This window comes from Sorangium sp. So ce693 (assembly GCF_051521375.1).
Lineage (GTDB): Bacteria > Myxococcota_A > Polyangia > Polyangiales > Polyangiaceae > Sorangium > Sorangium atrum.
The window spans coordinates 1143112-1162794 of sequence record NZ_CP150347.1; the positions used below are offsets into that span (position 1 = coordinate 1143112).

The 19683-nt window shown below is 64.8% G+C and carries 17 protein-coding genes; 13 read left to right on the plus strand and 4 right to left on the minus strand.

The window, feature by feature from the left end; genetic code table 11:
* The first annotated feature begins 166 nt into the window (after positions 1 to 166).
* Together WMF14_RS04325 and WMF14_RS04330 are read left to right on the plus strand one after the other, a co-directional pair.
* The gene (locus WMF14_RS04325; protein WP_437798922.1) at positions 167 to 1483 is read left to right on the plus strand and encodes a hypothetical protein; all 1317 of its coding nucleotides are present in this window, start codon (positions 167 to 169) and stop codon (positions 1481 to 1483) included.
* On the plus strand, positions 1480 to 2163 hold the full coding sequence (locus WMF14_RS04330) for a hypothetical protein (protein WP_437798923.1): 684 nt from the start codon (positions 1480 to 1482) through the stop codon (positions 2161 to 2163). The genes WMF14_RS04325 and WMF14_RS04330 overlap by 4 nt, the downstream gene beginning before the upstream one ends.
* Here WMF14_RS04330 and WMF14_RS04335 read toward each other — a convergent pair.
* Positions 2156 to 3544 (minus strand): IS1380 family transposase, encoded by a 1389-nt coding sequence (locus WMF14_RS04335; protein ID WP_437789980.1) that lies wholly within the window; start codon positions 3542 to 3544, stop codon positions 2156 to 2158. The genes WMF14_RS04330 and WMF14_RS04335 overlap by 8 nt on opposite strands.
* Positions 3545 to 4111: 567 nt before the next feature.
* Between WMF14_RS04335 and WMF14_RS04340 the strand changes: the two genes are divergently transcribed.
* The 6 genes from WMF14_RS04340 (at position 4112) to WMF14_RS04365 (ending at position 10752) form a co-directional block, all read left to right on the plus strand.
* Entirely contained in the window at positions 4112 to 5170 is a 1059-nt protein-coding gene (locus WMF14_RS04340; protein WP_437798924.1) for a YaaC family protein, read from the plus strand.
* Positions 5167 to 6180 carry a hypothetical protein gene (locus tag WMF14_RS04345; protein WP_437798926.1) on the plus strand — a complete coding sequence of 338 codons (1014 nt, stop codon included), beginning with the start codon at positions 5167 to 5169 and terminating at the stop codon, positions 6178 to 6180. The genes WMF14_RS04340 and WMF14_RS04345 overlap by 4 nt, the downstream gene beginning before the upstream one ends.
* Positions 6181 to 7175: 995 nt before the next feature.
* Positions 7176 to 7412 carry a hypothetical protein gene (locus WMF14_RS04350; RefSeq protein WP_437798928.1) on the plus strand — a complete coding sequence of 79 codons (237 nt, stop codon included), beginning with the start codon at positions 7176 to 7178 and terminating at the stop codon, positions 7410 to 7412.
* A gap of 169 nt (positions 7413 to 7581) precedes the next feature.
* Entirely contained in the window at positions 7582 to 8895 is a 1314-nt protein-coding gene (locus WMF14_RS04355; RefSeq protein WP_437798929.1) for a hypothetical protein, read from the plus strand.
* A 235-nt stretch (positions 8896 to 9130) separates the two neighbouring features.
* Positions 9131 to 9568 (plus strand): hypothetical protein, encoded by a 438-nt coding sequence (locus WMF14_RS04360; protein ID WP_437798930.1) that lies wholly within the window; start codon positions 9131 to 9133, stop codon positions 9566 to 9568.
* Between the two features lie 221 nt (positions 9569 to 9789).
* Entirely contained in the window at positions 9790 to 10752 is a 963-nt protein-coding gene (locus WMF14_RS04365; protein WP_437798931.1) for an IS3 family transposase, read from the plus strand.
* Between the two features lie 99 nt (positions 10753 to 10851).
* On the opposite strand, the gene WMF14_RS04370 is transcribed toward WMF14_RS04365, so the two are convergent.
* Positions 10852 to 12165, minus strand: coding sequence for a hypothetical protein (locus WMF14_RS04370; protein WP_437798933.1), 1314 nt, complete (start codon positions 12163 to 12165; stop codon positions 10852 to 10854).
* Positions 12166 to 12850: 685 nt separating this feature from the next.
* Between WMF14_RS04370 and WMF14_RS04375 the strand changes: the two genes are divergently transcribed.
* Positions 12851 to 13558: a FadR/GntR family transcriptional regulator gene (locus WMF14_RS04375; protein ID WP_437798934.1), complete on the plus strand. Its 708-nt coding sequence runs from the start codon at positions 12851 to 12853 to the stop codon at positions 13556 to 13558.
* Entirely contained in the window at positions 13555 to 14913 is a 1359-nt protein-coding gene (locus tag WMF14_RS04380; RefSeq protein WP_437798936.1) for an FAD-binding oxidoreductase, read from the plus strand. Before WMF14_RS04375 ends, WMF14_RS04380 begins: the two co-directional genes overlap by 4 nt.
* A 67-nt stretch (positions 14914 to 14980) precedes the next feature.
* Here WMF14_RS04380 and WMF14_RS04385 read toward each other — a convergent pair whose 3' ends face one another.
* The gene (locus tag WMF14_RS04385) at positions 14981 to 15574 is read right to left on the minus strand and encodes a hypothetical protein (RefSeq protein ID WP_044963911.1); all 594 of its coding nucleotides are present in this window, start codon (positions 15572 to 15574) and stop codon (positions 14981 to 14983) included.
* Between the two features lie 678 nt (positions 15575 to 16252).
* Here WMF14_RS04385 and WMF14_RS04390 point away from each other — a divergent pair.
* The 3 genes from WMF14_RS04390 (at position 16253) to WMF14_RS04400 (ending at position 19214) form a co-directional block, all read left to right on the plus strand.
* Complete coding sequence (locus WMF14_RS04390; RefSeq protein ID WP_437798937.1) at positions 16253 to 17161, plus strand: ABC transporter ATP-binding protein; 909 nt, start codon at positions 16253 to 16255, stop codon at positions 17159 to 17161.
* Positions 17158 to 17997, plus strand: coding sequence for a hypothetical protein (locus tag WMF14_RS04395; protein ID WP_437798938.1), 840 nt, complete (start codon positions 17158 to 17160; stop codon positions 17995 to 17997). The genes WMF14_RS04390 and WMF14_RS04395 overlap by 4 nt, the downstream gene beginning before the upstream one ends.
* A gap of 89 nt (positions 17998 to 18086) precedes the next feature.
* Complete coding sequence (locus WMF14_RS04400; protein ID WP_437798940.1) at positions 18087 to 19214, plus strand: hypothetical protein; 1128 nt, start codon at positions 18087 to 18089, stop codon at positions 19212 to 19214.
* 81 nt (positions 19215 to 19295) lie between these two features.
* Here WMF14_RS04400 and WMF14_RS04405 read toward each other — a convergent pair whose 3' ends face one another.
* Positions 19296 to 19682 (minus strand): VOC family protein, encoded by a 387-nt coding sequence (locus WMF14_RS04405; protein WP_272097873.1) that lies wholly within the window; start codon positions 19680 to 19682, stop codon positions 19296 to 19298.
* Position 19683: the final 1 nt, after the last annotated feature.

Consider the following 19683-nt stretch of genomic DNA (forward strand, 5'->3'; position numbering starts at 1 on the left):
CGCCTACCTCGGTCCTGCTGACCGACGTGTGGGTGCGCGGCGCGCACCTACACGCGGCAGAAACCATCGTTGGGTTGGCCTGCGGAGCTCGTATTATCGTTGGTACGCACCATCTTCGTCAGCCGGATTTGTTGAGAGGGACCGAACTCGAGAGGAACTTCGAGGCGTGACATCCTCCTTTACAACTTCACGGGATCGCGATGCTTGGTCCGCAATCCGCGGATTTGTCTTTCAGGTCGATGTAACCCTCATGCGATGGTTGAATCTCGCCGAGGGCGAAATCCTTGAGCTCGAGCGTGGCGAGGACATCGATCGTATTACGAGTGCTCCCAACGAGGAGCGACTCGTTGAGCAGGTCAAGGCCGCGAATCAGGCCGTCTCTCTGCGAAATGAGCGGGCGCTCGAGGCGCTGGCAAATGCCATAGATCATTTGGTCTCGAACCCAAGTGTGAATATTATATTTCGGTTCACGACGACTGCCGCAGTTGCCCGTGAACAGGAGCACCCCGTTCGTAATGGCTTGCCCGGGATACACCTCTGGGAGAACATTCGCAGAGGGCTGGCCAACGACGACGTAGAGGCGCTCGATGCGGTGCGGATTCTCCTGGTCGGTGCACAACGTCCACGTAATATACCTAGCAAGATATGGGAGCAGGCGCAGCAGACGTTCTCAGATAGGTCCTCACTTCGCGATCTCGTCGCGCGCTTTGAGTGGGCGACTGGCGAACCTCCCACGGACATGCTGGCAAACGAGATACTCGATGTTCTCCAACAATCTGGGCGAGCTCCGTCGCGTGAGCGAGCGCAACGCTTATATGAGCAGCTCTTCGTGCGGACCTTTCGACTGCTCGCTCGTCCTGGGTTGAAGCAGCTCTCTCTCTCCGACTTGGAGGAAGAGGCTGCACGCGACGGCGTAGCCGATGCCGATCGGGCATTGGTGTTGACCCTGAGACTTGCTTTCGACCGTCTGCATGGTCGGCTTACCGAGGTCGAGCAGCACGTCAGGATCCTTGGCGAGCAGTCTCGCATCGCGATCGGCGACGGCCTACCTGAGCCATTGAGCTCACCGAACTTCTCAATGGAAGAGCTCGCCAAGGCAGTCGAATCTTCAGCAGGAGGACGTGTTGAGGTCCTCGCGCGACACGACGACCGCCTATTCCTATGGCTGCGGCGGGGCAAGCTAGAGCAGAAAGACGCAAAATTTATTATTCTCAAGGTTGCCTGCCTGCTTAGCGGTGTGCCGGGAACCCGTACGCTCGAGATCGGCTTCTCGGATACCTCATTGCTTCGTGGTTCACGAGGCGACGACCTACTGGGCGACTGGCGCGTCCGCGTCGACCTGGATGACGCTCGTCACATCGCAAAGAGTAGGGCCGTACCCCGCGACTTCTGGACGCGCACCGAAGTAATCTTGACGGCTGGCGACAATCTTCGCGTCGGAGAAAGGCGATTATCTGTCGAGGAGTGGGAGGTTGGCGCGTGAAGGCCGCGATCATCGGGGAATGTCCGCCGGGGCAATCACCGCAGGAACTGCGGGTCTTCGATGGCTGCGACCTCGCTGCGACCTTCTTGAGCAGTGCCATTCAAAAATACACGATCAGCGGGCGCTCCAGCCAGATTGACTATTGCGAGATCGCGTTGGTTGTCGACAAAAACCCGGGGTGCATCAAACAGTACGCGCGGGTTGAGTTTCTACTAACCAATAATGACGGCTCCTTGGTCACCGAATTCGTGGGCCGCGTTGATGGCATCAGGATTCGCACGTCAAAGGGCGATCCCGTTACCATTGAGTTTCGCGCCCGTGGACTGGCGGCGCCTCTCGTTGACAACGGGTTTCGAGGAGAAGTTGGCTCCACCGTCGACGCCGCGCTTGCCACCCTTGTCGCACCTGCCGGCCTACGGTCCCGCACCGATTTCCCTGATCAACCGCTCACGGCGTGGATAAATTCCGATTCTACTTTCGCTGCGGTCCGTTTGCTTGGAGTTAACCTCAGCGTGGATTTCGCGCCCAGGGGGGCACGAGCGAGCCGAAGGCGCCGTGCGAGCGGCGCTCGGCCAAGCGCGTGCGGTTTAAACTACAATTGGCTGACGCCCAGAGCGTCACGAAGGCGCACGCCCCCCTTACCCCCCACGATCATTTCGGCTGGTTTCATTTTCAATTGAGCCAGCGGGCGAGCTGCGAGCACGTCGGCACGTGCAGGGTCGTGCCCCGACCCGACCGGGCCAACCTTCCCGGAACGAGGATCAGCGCGCGGCGCAGCCACGGCGTTCGCCAGCTCGCCAGGTGCGGAACGTGCTCCAGCACATAGCGGCGCATCAGGTTGGCCGTCAGCAGCTTCAGCAGCAGCGCGGCATGATTGGCGTTGAAGCAGTGGCTCGGCACGCGACCGCATCCCCACCCGTGCTTGAGCTCGCCAATGAGCGGCTCGATGCCCGCGCGCAGGTCATACCGCGCCGCGACGTCTTCCGGCGCTTCGACCGGCTCGTTGGTCAAAAAGACCTGCACCGTGTAGTCGAGCCCCTCCCAAAGGTTGATCTGCTTGCCATTCTCCCGGTCGCGTGTGCGTACGGCGATGACGCGGACCCCATCGGGCCAATCGCGGCGCCGGAAGAGCACCTCGGTCACCTGCCGTCGAGGACGACCGTCGGCATCTCGGTCGATGGTCCGCCATCCGGTGGCGTACGCGATCCTGCCCACCAGATCGGGGCTCATCCGCGCCTTGGTCAGGAAAAAGCATCCCTTCGCAGCAACGGCGTGCATCAAGGCGCTGCAATCCCCAGCGCCATCGATCCGTACGTAGATGGCTGCACTCGGAGCTGCGGCGCGCGCGCGATCAATGCACTTCTCGACGAAGGGCACATCGGCTTCGCCGAAGCTCGTGTCGCCCGGTCGCAGCTTGGCCCCGACGATGGCGTCAACCTCGGCGATCCGCGCCAGGATCGGATGATAGCTCGGCCGGCCGTGGTAGCGCGGGTTCGGGCCCGGCCGCGCCCCCTCCTGCATTCCGAAGAGCGGCTCCACGGTGGTGTCGACGTCGATATGCACGAATCGGTGCTTTCGGCGAGCAACCAGGGCAAGCCCGTGATCGACGACCATGCTGTGCAGCGCCTCGAGCGCATCGTCGTCGAAGCGGCACAGGTCCCGGTAGACGGTGTCGATGCTCGGGACGACCCCGCCGGCGAGGCGTACGAAGAGCGGATCGACGGCGAGCGCCTCGATGCCGAAGACGCGCTCCTCGCCGGCGAGCGCGCCGTCCATCAGCAGGCGCATCTGCGCGGCCATCGGGTAGATAACCGAGCGACCCGACTTCAGCCGGAAGAACCTGCGGCTCAAGGCCGCGTCGACGCCAAGCTCCCGGATGAAGGCGCCGAATGGGGCAAGCCCTGCGATGCCCGTCAGATTCTTCTCCGTGGGCGCGATGTGAATCATGGCAGGGTTTGGCCGCCGGATTCGCTCCTGGTGCCGCCCGTCGCCTTTCCTCTTGAACCCGAGTTCGCGCCGGCGCACCTTGGAGGTGCTCGGCGTGTGCCTTCGTTTGGTCATAGCAACCCGGACGGGTCGCCACGCCGAGCCTTTCTTTCAAGGCGTTCCTTTTACAGCGCCGGATTTCTCACGCCCCGGATCGGATTTCTGGGCGCGAAATCCACGCTCAGTGCACTCGTCAAGACCCGCGGAGAAGACCTGCATCTAGTGTCGTACGCTACGATTCTGCGGATTCTAACCGGTCTTCCGCGTTCCCGGATTACCGATGGCGACTTTGAAACGGGATACATGACAGAGGGATTGCCTTTTGAGAGCGACTGAATATGAAGAAGCCGGAGCGCAAGCCAACCCTGGGTTGGTTCCGACGGCGGGGGTATGCCCCCACCGCGGCACCACCTATCGTTCGGCGGGCGGTTCTCGTCCAGAGGTCGAGAACGACCGTCGCAGTCCTTCCCTGCCCAATCGCGGGATCGTTGCTCCACACCTCCGGCAGTCGAACGACCGCAGAAATGCACGAAAAATAGCTGTTGCTACGACGTACCCAACGTGCGGGAAGTCGCGCCCGAGGCGCTATTGCGTTTGTCCCCGCAAGTCTGTGCTGTGCGTCTGCCCGGGAGCGCGCCCCTGATGCGCACCGTCCCGACCGAGAACCCGCTGGAGGACCTCTGGCGCCGGCTCAGGCGTTACTGCTACCCTGAGAACGTCCGGCGCCTGCTTCAGGAACGCCATTCGTCCACACCGCCGCCAACCGTGGTGGACACCATCACTGCAGCCGTGGTCCAGGCCGACGAGTATTTTCAAGCCGCGCGCTCGACAACGCTGCAAGTATCCCCACTCCTCTTATACTACGGAGCGACCAATCTGATGGCAGCATACCGCCTTTGCTCGTCACCCGTCGCCCATGCCTTGCATCATCATGGGATGACGCTTGGTCGCGAGACCGACGGGACAAGCATCGGCGACATCAAGATCGCGCCCGATCAGAGCCCGAATGGTGGTCTTCAGGCGTATCGTTTGGCGATCTCGCCCAGCGCGCCCTCACTTTCGTCGGCATGGTCATTGCGTGACATTTTTGGATCCATCCCTGATTTGCACGAGGATTTTCTCGACTGCTACCCGGCGGCGCTCCCGCTGCTGCTCCCGATCGAGGTCGTGAAGACACGATCGTCTCAGTTTGATCGCATCGCACGTCGTTCATTGGCGAAACACGGCGAAAGTGCTCCACTCGGCCGTGTTCCCGGGTTCGCCTCGTATTATCGCCCCGCTGAGTATACGGAAACTTACGTCATCTTGCGCCGAAAGTTGCGACCAGGAGCACCCATCAGCATCTCCTCGCTATCAGGACGGCAGTACCTTCCGATCGCGCGCCCCGAAGACCGGGGGCATGCGCCGCCCGTCGTCATCTTGTACCTGATGGGGTTGTTTGCGCTCGGAACATTGTCCCGATACCATGCGGACGTATGGTCGCCGTTCGTTCGCAACGACACTACCGGCGAGCGTTGGCTGGTCGAGAAATTTGTCGCTCTTGCCGCGCGACACATGCCAAATTTGGTGCTCGATATGCTTGTCGGTGAAAATCTAGTCTTCGTCGCCGCGCGTGAAGGAATCCGCGATGAATCGTCGCAGTTAACGGATGCCGATGTTCGAGAGCTAATCGAAAAGCGCCTCAAGGAGTCTCCAGTATGAGCGAGCCGTTGCTCACGATCGCCTTCCGGGTGGCAAAGATTGTCATGCGGATGCGGATGCGAAAGCCCGTGGCGGACTTGATCGCGAGTCTGCATAGCCCTCCAAGGGCCTTATTGGGTCAGCGCGCATGGGAAGCAAAGTCCCAAATTTTGGGGTACCTGCTTGTCGATCCCCGTGTCGAGTTGCCGGCGGGCTTCGCAGTCGAGCCTCTAACGTCCGACGAACGCGCCCTTCTGTCAGAAGCGCACGGGGTTATCATGCAAGTTAACCGCGCGTGCTTGGCGGCCGTGAGCGATGTCGCGCCGTACGCGGTGTCAGGTTGCGACCCATATGGACAGTTTGGGAGACTCGATGTGTCGCAATCGAGAGAATCGTTTTCGCCGGAGTTGCTTGCCTCGCTTCGAACGGCGATGGCAGCAACCCCAGCCGTCCAACTGTTCGGGCATTTTGGTGGTGAAATTCATGAGGAGGTGGTCAAGAAGGCAGGAGAGTACATCGAACGCCGGCTTCTCAGCCTGGACGTCGACTCGGTGCCACAGGATCTCTTAGAGCTCTTGCAGCCACCGATGAGACTCGGCGCGCAGGCAACAGCGAAGCTGGGTACCGCGGTGGCAGCTGTACGTAGCTCGATCCGTGTCGTGGATCAGCTTCTGTTTCAAGCATTTGTGCGAGATAGGCTGTTCTCTTTCGATGAGTCCAATGTGTTCGCCGTTCCATCTTGTAGGCAGCGTGGAGTAGGCATCGGCCATGTCATCGAGTCCACGCTTCCGCAAGGGCGGTCGCTGCCGCTGGACTCCGGGGAGGTGGTCGTGCTAGCAGGTAGCGTTGGCACTAACAAGGAAGGCAACCGCGCATTCTGCTCGGTTGGCAACATGGTGGTAAAGTTCTCTCAGGACGCTGGGCGTACGATGACTGTTCAACTGCGCGAGTTGGACGACCATGCCTGCGAGTTTCCTGAACTGGTGGCGAGTGCGCTTGCGCTGCAGGGCATCCCTGGGGAACTGTCTTGAGGCAGCACAGGATTCTTCGAACGTGAAATGGAAGGATAAGCGCGATAAACTCCTCGAACAGGCGCGCCGCCGCGGTGTTCGATGCGCTCATCGGCACCACCGACCGCCAGACTGCGGTCGAGGAGTCGGTGGCTGCCTCAGCTGGCGACAAGACGTACTCTGAGGTGGCCGCCGAACGAACCCATGGATCCGACCGCGCCTGCGGCGCGGCGGCTCATCGGCAGGGCGATAGCGGACCGCGCAGACGTGGCTCGGTCTCTGCGGAGCTCTGCATCTGTCCTATCCGGGCGCCTCGTCAAAGCGACCTGCTACGGTGGGCGCGACCTGGCTCGCGCCTCCAGTGCTGGCGCTAGGCCGAGCAGCCGACCGATCGCCTCGTGAACGACTCGAGCCGCAACGTGGTCCCCAAGGGCGACGGCGCAGCTCAGGGCGTTGGCGAGCGCTGCGAGCACGACGGCCCGAGGCGAGGGGTCGGCCAGCGGGAGCTCCCCGGGCCCCGGGCTCGCCGATTGGGCCCGGGTTGGGTCCATGTCTTCCGAGCGGGTGCGATCCGTCGTCACGCCCCTCGCAAATCCCGGTGGATCCGACGGATCGCACCGGTTCGCCACCGCAACTTCGTCCTTGGGCAACGAATTTGCCGTGGCGAACCGTCGCGATCCGTCGCTTCACCCGGGGTTTTGGGGGCACCAGACCACCGATCGCCCCCATTTGGAAGGCATGGACCCAGCGCGGGCCCAATCGGCGGGACCCGAGCCCGGTGAGCTTTTGATGATCAAGCCGTCCCCTCGGGCCGCTGTAGTCGCCTCTCTCTCCGAGACGCTTACCCGCGCCGTCGCGCTCGGAGATGAGATCGCAGCCCGCGTCGTCCACGAGGCGCTCGGTCGGCTGCTCGGGCTGTCGGCGATACCAGAGGGGCGAACGCGCTCCCGCCGGTAGCACGCGTAAGGCCTGCCGCTGCCGGGAGGTGGCCTTCGCGGATCCGCACCACATGGCCGATGAGTAGGCGCCTGCCGTTCCCGCCCCACGGGCCCGTCGAGTGGTGCGATCTGCTGAACCAGTTCCTGCTGACCACGCCCCGAGAGCGCCTCGTCATCCTCCTGGCTGACCAGCGTGCGCAGGTCAGCCAGGTCGCCCGGATCCCGAAGATGCCCATCGAAACCGCGTTCCCTCGGCTCCGCCTGGACCGCCAGTACCTCGCGCACGTGCTCAAGGGCTGGAGTCGCTTGCAGTAGACGCCGCTTTCCTGGCCGCTCAGGTGACAGAAGGTTCCTTACGCGTTTCCTCCCTCCTGAAAAAGTGACGCTATATCAACAGCTTACCCATGCAGCGAAGGAGCTGTCTTCACTCCACAGCCTGCGGGGCGTAAGCTCGCATGCTACACCATAATCCCGAGGAAAGCAGATGGCCGCATATCCAACAATAGAGCGTTTGTTCGCGAACAACCGGCGCCTTCTTGCCTCAATCGCAAAGGACGACCCTCACGGTTTCGCCCGATGGCGCGGGGAGCTCGTGATCTCGCAAGCTCTGAAGGCAGGCGTCGCCGGAGTCGATAAGCTCGTTCGTGACTCAGGTGGCAACTGCAGCAAGTTTATCAACCTGACGCACGAGGTAATGGTCGCCCTCTGCTTGCAAAGGCTCCCAGCGAATGTATCCATCCTCGACGATTGCGCCTTCGGCTCTGCACCAATCTACACTCCCGACATTGAAATCAGTACGATCGATGGGCGTGCGATCCTCGTCGAGGTGACTTGCCGTTCAAACGGCGCCACCGCGATGGACCTCCTCGTCCATGAGATGGTAAAAAATGGCCAATTCCCGTTCCGGATAAGTTATGCCCTGGGCCCTGCGCTGAGCTCCTCAGCGATCAGCCATGACGACCGGAAGATTCAGGAGGAAACCGCGCAAAGGGTAATCGAGTTGGCGACCCGCGAGTTCGCAAAGCTGTCAGCGACCCCAGCCCCCGGTCTGATCACCATCCGTGCCCCGGAGCAGGCACCAGAGATTACACTCGGAGCCGGGGTCGATGAAGCGTGGGATGCAGCGTGGGGGAGCGGAGACATCATCGCATGCTTTCGGTTTGAGCCTACCACGGCTGGCGAAGGCTATGCGTCCGGCGGCGTGACGTCGGCGCGCATTCTCCCGGACGACGAGCTGCGCTCGGCCTTCCTGCATGACATCAAACGGAAAGCCGTTCGCAGGGAAAATTTGCCTGCTGAAAAGCGCAAGTTGCCATTCGTCGTGGCGTACGTCTCCGAGGAATGGGCGCTCAGGCCAGGGATGACGAACTCAGCCTTGACTGGTCACAGAGCCTGGCTCAGCAGCGCAACGAACGCAGAACGGAAGAGCTGGGTTGCATCCTCGCGGGCTAAGCGAAAAAAGGAGGTGCAGGCGGCGATCGAGCGCGCGTACCAGAACGGATGGGGCTCGACACTCGACGACTGGGGCCACGGCTCGGAGGGACTCATGGCCTTCTACAAGGATGGACTCTATCTCGACGCTGTACACATGCATGATTTTGCCTGGGGCAGCAAGCTAACCGGAGTAGTAGTCCTGAGGAACAATGGAACGCATATCCAATGGATTCCCAACCCATTCTCCGAAGACGCCTCCACGACGTCATGGCTTCAGGAAGTCGGCCTTCCGCAGGGCAGAGACGGTGAAGAAGTCGTCTTTCCAGACGACGACCAGGACTCTTCGCATGTGGATGTCGATTGATCGCTGTCACAGCGTGGAGATTCCGCTGCTCATCGAGACCATGACCGCCGGCGGATACCGGATCCGGGCATGATCGCCCGCGGTCGGCTCGCCACCCTCCAGAAGATGACACGGCTGCTCAAGCCGGGTGCGGTCCTGTGTATCGCTGTGCTGGACATCCTCGCCTACTGCCGATGTAGGATCGCCTACTGATCGTTGACGTCGCTCGCCGGTCCTGGTACGTTCGACATGGGCTATGATACGCAAGGTCTACTTCTGGGCGATCGTGGTGCCGCTCTTGGTGCTCGGGTGGCTCGGATTGGGCGCATGCCGCGACATCGATGAGCAGCGCAACAAGGAGGTTCGCAAACGCCAGCATCGCAACCGCGTCGTGCTGGCCGAAATCGCGCGAATCGACGCCGCGTTTAAGGCCAGCCCTCCCAAGACTCTCGGCGAGGCCACAGACATTGTCGGCCAGACCGGCTGGTGCGGTCGGTTCAAGGCGTTCAACGAGTTTCCTACGGCTACCTGGAGCATCCGCTCCGAGATCCCTGAGGGTGACATGCGCGTGTGGCCAAACGGGGGCGAGTACGTGTGGGGCGAGGTTGTCAGGGCAAGCGTCGAGTCGTGCGATAGCGCCGCGAAAATCCGATCGCTGACGGTGGCGTCCCCCGAGAGCGTCCGACTACCGTAACTGCTCGAAGAGATTGCTCGCATAGCCGCACAGCGCACCACCTCGGCAATAGGCGCCGCCCGCTGCAACCGCATTTTAGGCGGGAGCCGGCTACGTGTGACGACCGAGCAGGGGTAAGCGCCCGGCCATCGCCATGGGCACGGCCCCTTGCGGCTCTCGCCGGGGTCGACGAGGCTGAGCGCGGGGCGGCGTCGGCCCACGACTCGGCGCGAGCACGCTCCATGATGGCCAGCTTCGCTGGGCAGGGCCCCTCGCCATCAAGAAGCATGCTCGGCAAGAGGGGCTTCGGCATCAACGAGAGTGCGCGGCAATACGCCCCGGTGCACAAGCTGACCGAGGCGGAGCGCCGGCGCATCGTCGAGACGGCCAACAGCCCCGAGTTTCGCAATCTCTCGCCCAAGCAGATCGTGCCCCGCCTGGCCGATCGCGGCGTGTATCTGGCTTCGGAGTCGAGCTTCTACCGCGTCCTGCGCGAGCAGGGGCTGCTGGCGCACCGCAATCCGGCTCGACCGGCGAGCGCCCATCGTCCCCGCGAGTTCGTTGCCAGAAGGCCCAATCAGGTGTGGTGCTGGGACATCACCTACCTGAGGAGCGCGGTGCGCGGCGCGTTCTACTTCCTGTACCTGATCGTGGACGTCGACAGCCGCAAGATCGTCGGCTGGTCGGTCGAGGCCGAGGAGTCGATGCTCGCTGCCGCTCGCCTGGTCGAGCAGACCTGCCGCCGCGAAGCCGTGGGCTCCGGCTGCCTCGTGCTGCACGCGGACAACGGCGGCCCGATGAAGGGCTCGACCATGCTCGCCACGCTGCAGCGCCTGGGCGTCGTGCCCTCCTTCAGCCGCCCTCGCGTCAGCGACGACAACCCCTACGACGAGGCCCTTTTCCGCACCCTCAAGTACCGCCCCGAGTACCCACGCCGCCCGTTTGCCACCGTGGAGCAGGCACGCCACCGGGTCGAGCGCTTCGTTGCCTGGTACAACGGCGAGCACCTGCACAGCAGCATCCGCTTCGTTACGCCCGACGACCGACACAAGGCGCGACGGCGCGCTGCTCGCCGCCCGCCATGCCCTCTACCAGCGGGCCCGCCGCAGGACGCCCTTGCGCTGGACTGGCCAGACTCGCAACTGGACACCGATCGGCCCCGTAACCCTCAACCCCCACGCTCACGAGGCTCAAGCACATCATGAGGATGTGACCAGATCAACGGCCAACTATCTTGACACCCCCCGCGAGCGCGCATGCATGGTCATGCGGCGCGCTCTACTGAATATAGTGGAGATCGGTGGCTACCCCTGCGTGAGCATCTGCTCGTAGCGCTCAAAGAACGCAGAGGAGAGCGGTTTTTGGGGATGTGACGGCGTACTTTCGACGAAGCTGTACCAGGCGCGTGCAGCCCTGAAGAGGCGAAGCGCCTGAGCACCGGCATGGCGCAGATCATCTATGCGGTATTGCGTGATGCGAGGCAACAGCACGAGAAACACTTCGATAGGGCTCAAATTCCTCATCTTGTCATAGAGATGATGGCCGCGCTTGAGGGCCCGAGCGACTGCCAATTCTAGTCCTTGCTCCAGCCGGGGGAGAGCGAACCGGACCAAGGCTGCAGCCACGTGCTCCGGCACTGCCGAATCCCATATAGGGCCCGTCGGGGAGGCCCCAACACGTCTGGCAGCGTCAATCTCGTGTAACAACGGCTCAAAATGTCCGAGCACGCCCGACCCTTCGAGCTCCGTGGATGCACGATAGAAATCCGCCGCTTCTTCGAGCTTAAGAATGCCGAATGGGAATGCCGAATACAGGTTGATCCTGTGGAGCTCCTCCAACGTAGCAGCGGTTTCGTTCGCGCCCGCTGCGTCGACATCAACCGTATTGACATAGCATTCCCAAGATTCCAGTGCAATATCGATCGCTCGTTGGGCATGTTCCTCCGATTTGGTTGTCTTGCTATGGCACCAGGTATCGACGCGCTCGATGTTCCTCCAGCAAAGAAAAGGGAACCTTGCAGGACGCACCAGGGCCCATAGACCGTCACTCTCACGCGAGGACAATGCGATATGTAAGTCGCTCGATGCTTGGAACCTCTCATCGACCAGGAAGTGTTTGAACATGGCCTTGTCCACGTGGCGCAGCATGGCGCGCGTGACGTCAATTACTCGCGCTATCAAGTGCGCGGACGATTGATCGTTGACGTCTATCGGAAACCCCCTGGTCGATATGTGTTGCCGCTGCTCTTCCTTCCATTCGGCATGAGCAAATGTGTTTCGTAGATACTTGAGCGCTAGATAGTCTTCTGCCGTATCTTGCTCGATCGCGACTCCATGTACGGCGAATCCTTCTACGAGCTTGCGAACTATATTCTTGTTTTCTGTTTTGCCAAAGTAGATCTTGGCAAAGCTTTCGTCTTCCCAAGTCTTAAAAACGGCCTCAATGCCGTCTACTGCCATGGTGACGATTGCTCGATAGATCGCAGAGTCGATCTTCCAGGGCGTCTCGGTGTGATTAGGGTTCGCCAGTAGAGCGTCTCTCGCGTCGAGCACGACCTGGATGTTGGCAGCAAGTGCATCAAGAAATCCTTCGCTTGAGGGGTCCTTTCGCTGAGTCACTGGGTTTTACCTCCTGTATCGTCGTTGTGTGCGCAAGCTCTTCCGGGAGAAGGAAATCCGAACGTTGCGGGAGCGTCAAGTTCCAATTGCGGGGCCTGCCCCGGGTTGACAGAATATTATTTTATGCGGTTCGACCACTCTCCTGAAAACGCGATGCATGCAACCGTGTATATCTCTGCAGATTCTGCGGCGGCGAGCCGGAAGGCTCCGGCGTCGCTCGACGCGAGCAGCGGGCTCGACTACCGGCGCGAGCTTGCTCGGCCCTTCGGAGCCATCGGCAACCCGAGCAGCCGACCGATCGCCTCGTGAACCAACCGGGCTGCCATGTCGTCCCCGAAGCCGACGGCGTGGCTCAGCGTGGTGGCAAGCTCGGCAACCACGGCAACCCGAGGCGAGGGGTCGGCCGGCGCCAGCGCCCCGGGCCCGGGGCTCGCCGGTTGGGCCCGGGCTGGGCCCACGCCTCCCGAGGGGCTGCGATCCGTCGTCACGCCCCCCAGAAACCGCGCCGGATCCCGCCGATCGCCCCGGTTCGCCACCGCAACCTCGTCCTTGGGCATCTTCCTTCCCTGGCCCACGGAGAGGGCGATGGCTCCTCCGAAGCTAATCCACCTGACCGTCATGGATTCCCGATTTTGTCTTGATCGCGAGGATTGCCCTCGGTACATTGGTCTGACCAACGGATAACATGACCAACGCCCCCCGCTTCCGGACGGTGTCCCGTTCGGCGATCTACGTCGACGTCGCCGACCAGATCCGCGACGCGATCCTCAATCGCTCGCTTTCGTCAGGCGAGCGCCTCCCGCCCGAGCGCGAGCTCGCTCAGCAGTTCGGGGTCAGCCGCGCGACGATCCGCGAGGCGCTCCGCCACCTCCAGGCGCAGGGGCTGCTCGCGTCGCGCGGCCGGACCTCACCGATGCAGGCCGCGAGCCCTGATGCGGCGGTCGACCGCTTCTGCGAGGCGCTCACCCACGTTGTCCAGCTCCGGAATGTGTCGCTCCCGGACCTCATCGAGCTGCGCGTCGCGATCGAGACCGCCGCGATGACCCGCTCGGCGGCCGCGCCGATCGCCGCTCACCTCGACGAGGCGCGCGCCGCGATCGAGGAGATGGAGCGGGAGCAGATCTCCCCTACCGAGTTCCACGACGTCGATATCGCATTTCACGTCGCGCTGGTCGCGGCCTCTGGCAACCAGGCGCTCGCCCTCGTGATGGTCGCGGTCAAGGACAGCATCCGGCTCCACCTCGAAGATGCGCTGCGGGCGCGCTCGTTCGCGGCGATCCGGCCGCGGGTGGTCGAGGAGCACCGGGCGCTCCTGCGCGCGATCGAGCGCGGTAACGTGAAGTCGGCAGCGACGCTCCTCAGGGCGCACCTCTCGGAGTTCTACGGCACATGAATCCCCTCGACGAACTTGCCCTCATCCTGGGCGATGGCCTGGTGACGGATCGTGACATCATGGAGGGCTATCGCCGCGATCAGGCCCTCTGGGCGCCCGGCGGCTGGCCCGTCGCGGTGGCGCGGCCTGCTTCGACCGCCGAGGTGCAGGCGCTGGCGCAATGGGCGACCCGGCACCGCACCGCGCTGGTGCCGCGCGGCGCCGGGACCGGGGTGGCCGGCGGGGCAACCGCCACCGACGGCTGCGTGGTGCTGAGCTTCGAGCGCATGAACCGGATCCTCGCGATCGACGACGCCGCGATGCTCGCCGTCGTCCAGCCGGGGGTGCTCAACGGAGAGCTCAAGGCCGCCGCGCACGAACGGGGGCTGTGGTACCCGCCCGATCCATCGAGTTACGCCGTCTCGAGCCTCGGCGGCAACGTGGCCACCAATGCGGGCGGCCTGTGCTGCGTGAAATACGGTGTCACGTCCGATTATGTGCTCGCCCTTGAGGCGGTCCTCGCCGACGGGACGCTGCTCCGCACCGGCGGCCGGAGCCGCAAGGACGTCGCCGGCTACGATCTGACTCGGCTCCTGGTCGGCTCCGAGGGCACCCTCGCGCTGATCACCGAGATCACGCTGCGCCTGCGGCGGCGGCCCCCGCCGGCGACCACGCTTGTCGCGACGTTCACCTCGCTGGAGGCCTCGGGCCGGGCGGTCGCGGCGATCGTCCGCTCGGTCGATGCGTCGATGCTCGAGATCATGGACCGCACGACCCTCCGCGCCGTCGAGCGTTTCCGCCCTCTCGGCCTCGACACCGAGGCTGCCGCGATGCTGATCGCGCAGAGCGACGCGCCCGGGTCCGCCGAGCTCTCCTGCATGCAGGCGGCCTGCGAGGCCGCCGGCGGGACGGTGATCGCCACCACCGAGGACGAGAGCGAGGGGCAGATGATGCTCACCGCGCGCCGCCTCGCGCTCACGGCGCTCGAGAAGCTCGGCACGGTGCTCGTCGACGACGTCGCCGTGCCGCTGCCGCAGCTGCCGGAGATGTTCCGTCGAATCGAGGCGATCGCCGCCGCGACGCAGACCACCATCGCGACGGTGGCGCACGCGGGCGACGGCAACCTTCACCCTCTCGTCGTGTTCGACGGAAACGACGCCGCGGCCGAGGCGCGCGCGGTCGCGGCCTTCAACGAGGTGATGGCGCAGGCGCTCGACCTAGGCGGCACGATCACCGGCGAGCACGGCGTCGGCACGCTCAAGCGCGGCCTCCTCATCCGCCAGCTCGGCGCGGCGTCGCTGGCGCTGCACCGCCGCATCAAGCACGCCTTCGATCCGGGCGGCCTCCTCAACCCCGGAAAGGTGATCGACAGCTGACGTGGCGTGACGTCCGCGCTGCGCGGCACCGCCTCGCGCGGCACCGCCTCGCGCGGCGCCGCCGCGATCAGAGCCCGGTGTAGATCGTCGCGAAGGAGGCTGCCTCGCCGCGGAGCAGCAGGCTGAGCCGCGGGTTCGGCACCTTGAAGGTGTGAATCTTGGCGTTCCGCACGTCGAGCACCGCGAAGGCGCCGCCCGGCGTGCTCTCCGCGAGCCCGTTCATCAGCAGGTTCAGCACGACCGAGACGCGCTTGGACGACAGCGGCTCGCCGCGGAAATACATCTTGATGACGTGGGGAGTGCCATCGATGACGAGCCCGAGCTCCGGATTGACGTTGATCTCGAGATCGCCCAGGCGGTACGTCGACGCCGGCGGCTCGAACCACGTCATCTTCGCCGAGGCGAGGAACTTGCGATATCCATTCACGACCGACGGGTAGATGCGGCGGCGCCGCTCGTCGTGCTGCGCGGCGAGGAAGCCGTCGAGCACGCTGGTGGGCTTTCCGCTCCTGTGCATGTCAACGATCGCCTCTCGCACCTGCCTGTAAAAGTCCGTGTAGAGCTCGTCCTTCCGTTCCTTGAACTCCCTGACGCCGGTCAGCTTGGGCGTCCCGGCCTTGAGAACGAAGTCGACAAAGTACGTGAGCGAGATCTTTTCCATGAAGTCTCCTGCAAAACGAAGCATTCGGGCGCGCCATCGACACGCGTCGTACGAGAGACACGCCGTCGCGCCGCGTCCTTGGTGTCTACCATGGATAGTCATCTTCGACCCGTCGGGAAAGGGATCGGTCGGACGGACATTGTCCCAACCTGTCGAGGGCGGACGGATGCGCCGCGAGTCGAAAAAGTATTGTGATTACAATACTTTATGTGGGTGATCGGGCGCGCTTCACCCGCCGGCGCGAGGCGCCTCCCGGCCGCGCGAGTGGCCATGACGAGAGGTGGCGCGCGCGGCGAAGGTAATCGACAGAATCCAGCTGTTGTCCAGGGGATCTCCTGTGGAGAACCCCTGTGGAGAACTGGAGAGGAGGGGGCGTGATCGAGGCGTGGACCCGGTCGGACATGGTCTGTCATAACCACGTGCTCCTTGGCGCTTGACGCTGCCCGCGGGCGGAGGATGGGGCCGGAACGCCCCCGGAGCATCTGGACTTCCCGCCCCCTCACGATGTGTTTGGCTCTGCGCTGAGCCTGTGTTTCGAGGTGGGCTCAGCGCGCGCGTGGTCGCGCCGTCGCGACGGAAGGATTCCTGCTCCGCTCTCCCTCGCCTCCGGCATTCCGCTTGCGTGCGGCGGTCGGCCGGCCAGACTACGCCGCCGTGCTGGCCATCGAAGCGTCCTCCGTGAGGAAGGTCTACCGCGGCTTCTTCCGCCGGAGCGGCGGGCAGACGGCGCTCGCAGGCCTCGACCTCGCCATCCAGCGCGGCGCCGCGTTCGGGCTCATCGGCCTCAACGGCGCGGGCAAGACGACGTTCATCAAGACGCTGCTCGGCGTGGTGCGCCCGACGAGCGGCGCCGTGCGCGTGCTCGGCGGCGAGCCGGAGGACCCGGGCGTGCGCGCCAGGATCGGGTACCTGCCGGAGCGGCTCTTCTTGCCCAGCGCGTTCACGCCGCGGCAGTTCCTCGCGAGCGTGGCCCGCATGAAGGGCCTCTCGCCAGGCGAGGGCGCGCTGCGCGCGCTGGCCGAGAGGGTAGGGCTCGGGGCCGACTCGGACCGCAAGATCGGCGGGTTCTCGAAGGGGATGCGGCAGCGCCTCGGGCTCGCCGCGGCCTTGCTCGGGCAGCCCGAGCTCCTCGTGCTCGACGAGCCGACCGACGGCGTCGACCCGCTCGGCCGTGCCGAGATCCGCAGGATCCTGGGCGAAGAGCGCGCGCGGGGGGCGACCTTGTTCCTGAACTCGCACCTCCTGTCGGAGACCGAGCGCATCTGCGACCGCATCGGCATCCTCGCGGGCGGGCGGCTCGTGCGCGAGGGCGCGCTCGTCGAGCTGTGCGGCAGCGAGACGGCGTACCGCGTGCGGTTCGCGGACGGCGTCGACGCGGCGAGGGTTGCCGCGCTCGGGTTCCGTCCGGTCGACGGGGAGGGCGGGTGGCGCCTGGAGGCCGAGAGCCCCGCGGCGCTCAACGAGGCGCTCGATCAGGCGCGGCGCGCCGGCGCCCTGCTCGTCGAGCTCTCGCGGGACCTGCGCGACCTGGAGGACGTGCTGGCGGAGGCGCTGGGCGCGGGCGGCGCTCGCGGAGGTGCGGCGTGAGGGCGGCGCTGAGCGTCGCCGGCGACCTCCTGCGCGAGGCCTCGTCGCGGAGGTGGTTCCTCGCCCTCGGGATCGGCGTCACGCTCGCGCTCGTGGTGATCGGGAGCGCGCTGCAGCTCGAGGTGGTGGACGGCGCGCTCGCGGCGACGCGGCTCTTCGGCAGGGAGGTCGGCCGCGGCGAGATCCGCTCGGTCGACGTCGCGCTCCGCTACGTGGGCCGCGCGCTGGCGTATGTGCTGTTTTACGGGGGGCTCGCGTTCGGGATCGTCTCCTGCGCCGATTTCGGCCCGAGCCTGCTGGCGCCAGGGCGCATCGAGCACCTGCTCTCGCTGCCCGTGCGGCGGTTCGAGCTCCTGCTCGGCACGTTCCTCGGCGTGCTCGCGCTCTCGCTCGTCAGCACGCTGTACGGCGCCGTCGGCATCACGGTCATCTTCGGGCTGAGGGCGGGCGTGTGGATGGCGAGCCCGATCGTGGCCGCGTTCCTCGCGAGCGCGACGTTCGCCGGCATCTACGGGGCGATGCTCACGGCCGCGGTGATGGTGCGGAGCGCCGCGCTGTCCGCGGCGGTGGGGATCGCGCTGTTCTTCCTCGGCATCATCGCGGGGTACCGCGAGCAGCTCGACTCGTTCTTCGAGCCCGGCCTGGCCCGCTGGGCCTTCCGCGCGGCGACGCTCGCGCTTCCGCGGGTGTCGGCGCTCGCCGACGCGTCGGCGGAGTTCGCGGTGGCGACGGCGATCAAGGGGGATGTGCTCGCCAGCCAGGTGGCAGGGCTGCTCATCTTCGGCCTGGCCGCGCTCGCGGTGGGCATCCACGTGTTCGAAGAGAAGGATTTCTAGGGTGGAGCGGCGATGCTCGACGAGGCGGTGAGCGATCGGAATCGGCGGCTCCCCGGCGCCTGGGCGGGGGTGACGACCCGATGAGACCGATGAAGAAGCGGGGCGTGTGGCTCGCGGCGGCGATGGTCCTCCTCGCGCTCGCCGCGTGGCTGATGTCGCGCGGGGACAAGGAGAAGCCCACTGTCCGGCCCCGGAAGATCGAGTTTCCGCGCTACCCGAAGCCGGCAGAGGTGGAGCGCGCCAGCCGTCGCCGCACGCTGCCGCCGCTGTCTGCCCCGCCGCCCGGCGTCGAAGCGCCGCAATGGAAGCGCGACCCGGTGCTGGCCGCCCTGCCCGCCGATCCGAAGCGCTCGGCCATGGTGTTCGAGATCGAGGCGCTCAAAGAGTCGCCGATCATGCAGATCTGGCTCGATTGCATGCTGGCGCGCGGCGACGAGCGCGCCGGCGTCGCGCGCTTGAAGGACCGATACGGGATCGATGTGCTGGAAGACGTGGAGCGCGTCGCCACGTCGAGCACGGGGCTCATGGTGCTCCAGGGGTCGTTCGAGGGCGCAAAGTTCGAGCGCGAGCGATGGACCACGAGGACGTACGGGGAGAAAGGCATCCTCTACGAGGAGAAGGATACGGGCAGGGTCGTCGCGACGTGGGGGCCTGACGTCCTGCTCGTGGACCCGCGCGCCGAAGCCGGCCTCGTCGAGGATGCGATCGATCGGCTCGAATCGACCGATCCCGCGCAGGGATCCATCCTCCAGGAACACCAGGCCTACAGCGATGTTTATGGAGTGCTCTCGCCCGACGATCTCTCGAGGATGCTGCCGTCGGACCAGGACAATCTCGCCGAGCGGATCCGAGAGACCGTAGAGCGGGTGGAGATCCACGTCGACGCTTCGGAGGATGTCGCCGTCGTCGCCGAGGTCGCCGGCCCCGCCGGCCAGGAGATGGAGGACCTGTCGAAGCTGTTCGGCGCTGCGCTCTCCATGGGGCGGCTCAACGCGAAGCGCGAAGACAACGACGAGCTCGCCGAGCTGCTCGACCACGCGAAGGTGGAGACGCAGACGCGGCGCCCTCCCTGGGCGAGCAAGCCGGAGGAGCAGCGCTTCTCGGTCGACGTGGCGCTGCCCGTCGAGCTGCTGAAGAACCTCGGCCCGTGTCGTCGAGACCGGCGCGATCCGGACGGCGACATCGAGGCCGAGCCCCAGCCAGCGCCGCCGCGGTGACGCGCGCCGCGCAATGCCTCGCGAGCCGCACATCCCTGGGCGACACCCTATCAGGGCCAGGATGGCCCTGGCGATGCGGTATCAGAGCGGCTGATACAGCTGGATCAGGTTCCCGCAGGTGTCCGAGAACACCGCGATCATGACCGGGCCCATCGGCGTGGGCTCCTGGGTGAACGCGACCTGGTGCTCCTTGAGGCGAGCGAACTCGGCCTTGAGGTCCGACACCTCGAACGCGGTGAGCGGGATGTTCTGCGCGAACATCGCTTGTTGAAATGTCTTCGCCGCCGGGTTGGCGTTCGGCTCCAGGACGAGCTCCAGGTCGTCGGGGCCCTCCGGCGAGACCACGGTGATCCACCGGTACTCCCCGACCGGGAAATCGCTCTTCTTCTTGAAGCCGAGCACCTCCGTGTAGAACTTGAGCGCGCGTGTCTGGTCCTCGACCATGATGCTGTTGAGCTTGATCCTCATC

What these genes read in the sequence shown, in the direction of transcription:
- WMF14_RS04360 (WP_437798930.1), top strand. Translation starts at nt 9,131, where the DNA reads ATGATACGCAAGGTCTACTTCTGGGCGATCGTGGTGCCGCTCTTGGTG.
- WMF14_RS04400 (WP_437798940.1), top strand. Translation starts at nt 18,087, where the DNA reads ATGAAGAAGCGGGGCGTGTGGCTCGCGGCGGCGATGGTCCTCCTCGCG.
- WMF14_RS04365 (WP_437798931.1), top strand. Translation starts at nt 9,790, where the DNA reads ATGATGGCCAGCTTCGCTGGGCAGGGCCCCTCGCCATCAAGAAGCATG.
- WMF14_RS04375 (WP_437798934.1), top strand. Translation starts at nt 12,851, where the DNA reads ATGACCAACGCCCCCCGCTTCCGGACGGTGTCCCGTTCGGCGATCTAC.
- WMF14_RS04355 (WP_437798929.1), top strand. Translation starts at nt 7,582, where the DNA reads ATGGCCGCATATCCAACAATAGAGCGTTTGTTCGCGAACAACCGGCGC.
- WMF14_RS04385 (WP_044963911.1), bottom strand. Translation starts at nt 15,574, where the DNA reads ATGGAAAAGATCTCGCTCACGTACTTTGTCGACTTCGTTCTCAAGGCC.
- WMF14_RS04340 (WP_437798924.1), top strand. Translation starts at nt 4,112, where the DNA reads ATGCGCACCGTCCCGACCGAGAACCCGCTGGAGGACCTCTGGCGCCGG.
- WMF14_RS04345 (WP_437798926.1), top strand. Translation starts at nt 5,167, where the DNA reads ATGAGCGAGCCGTTGCTCACGATCGCCTTCCGGGTGGCAAAGATTGTC.
- WMF14_RS04350 (WP_437798928.1), top strand. Translation starts at nt 7,176, where the DNA reads ATGAGTAGGCGCCTGCCGTTCCCGCCCCACGGGCCCGTCGAGTGGTGC.
- WMF14_RS04335 (WP_437789980.1), bottom strand. Translation starts at nt 3,544, where the DNA reads ATGACCAAACGAAGGCACACGCCGAGCACCTCCAAGGTGCGCCGGCGC.
- WMF14_RS04405 (WP_272097873.1), bottom strand. Translation starts at nt 19,682, where the DNA reads ATGAGGATCAAGCTCAACAGCATCATGGTCGAGGACCAGACACGCGCG.
- WMF14_RS04380 (WP_437798936.1), top strand. Translation starts at nt 13,555, where the DNA reads ATGAATCCCCTCGACGAACTTGCCCTCATCCTGGGCGATGGCCTGGTG.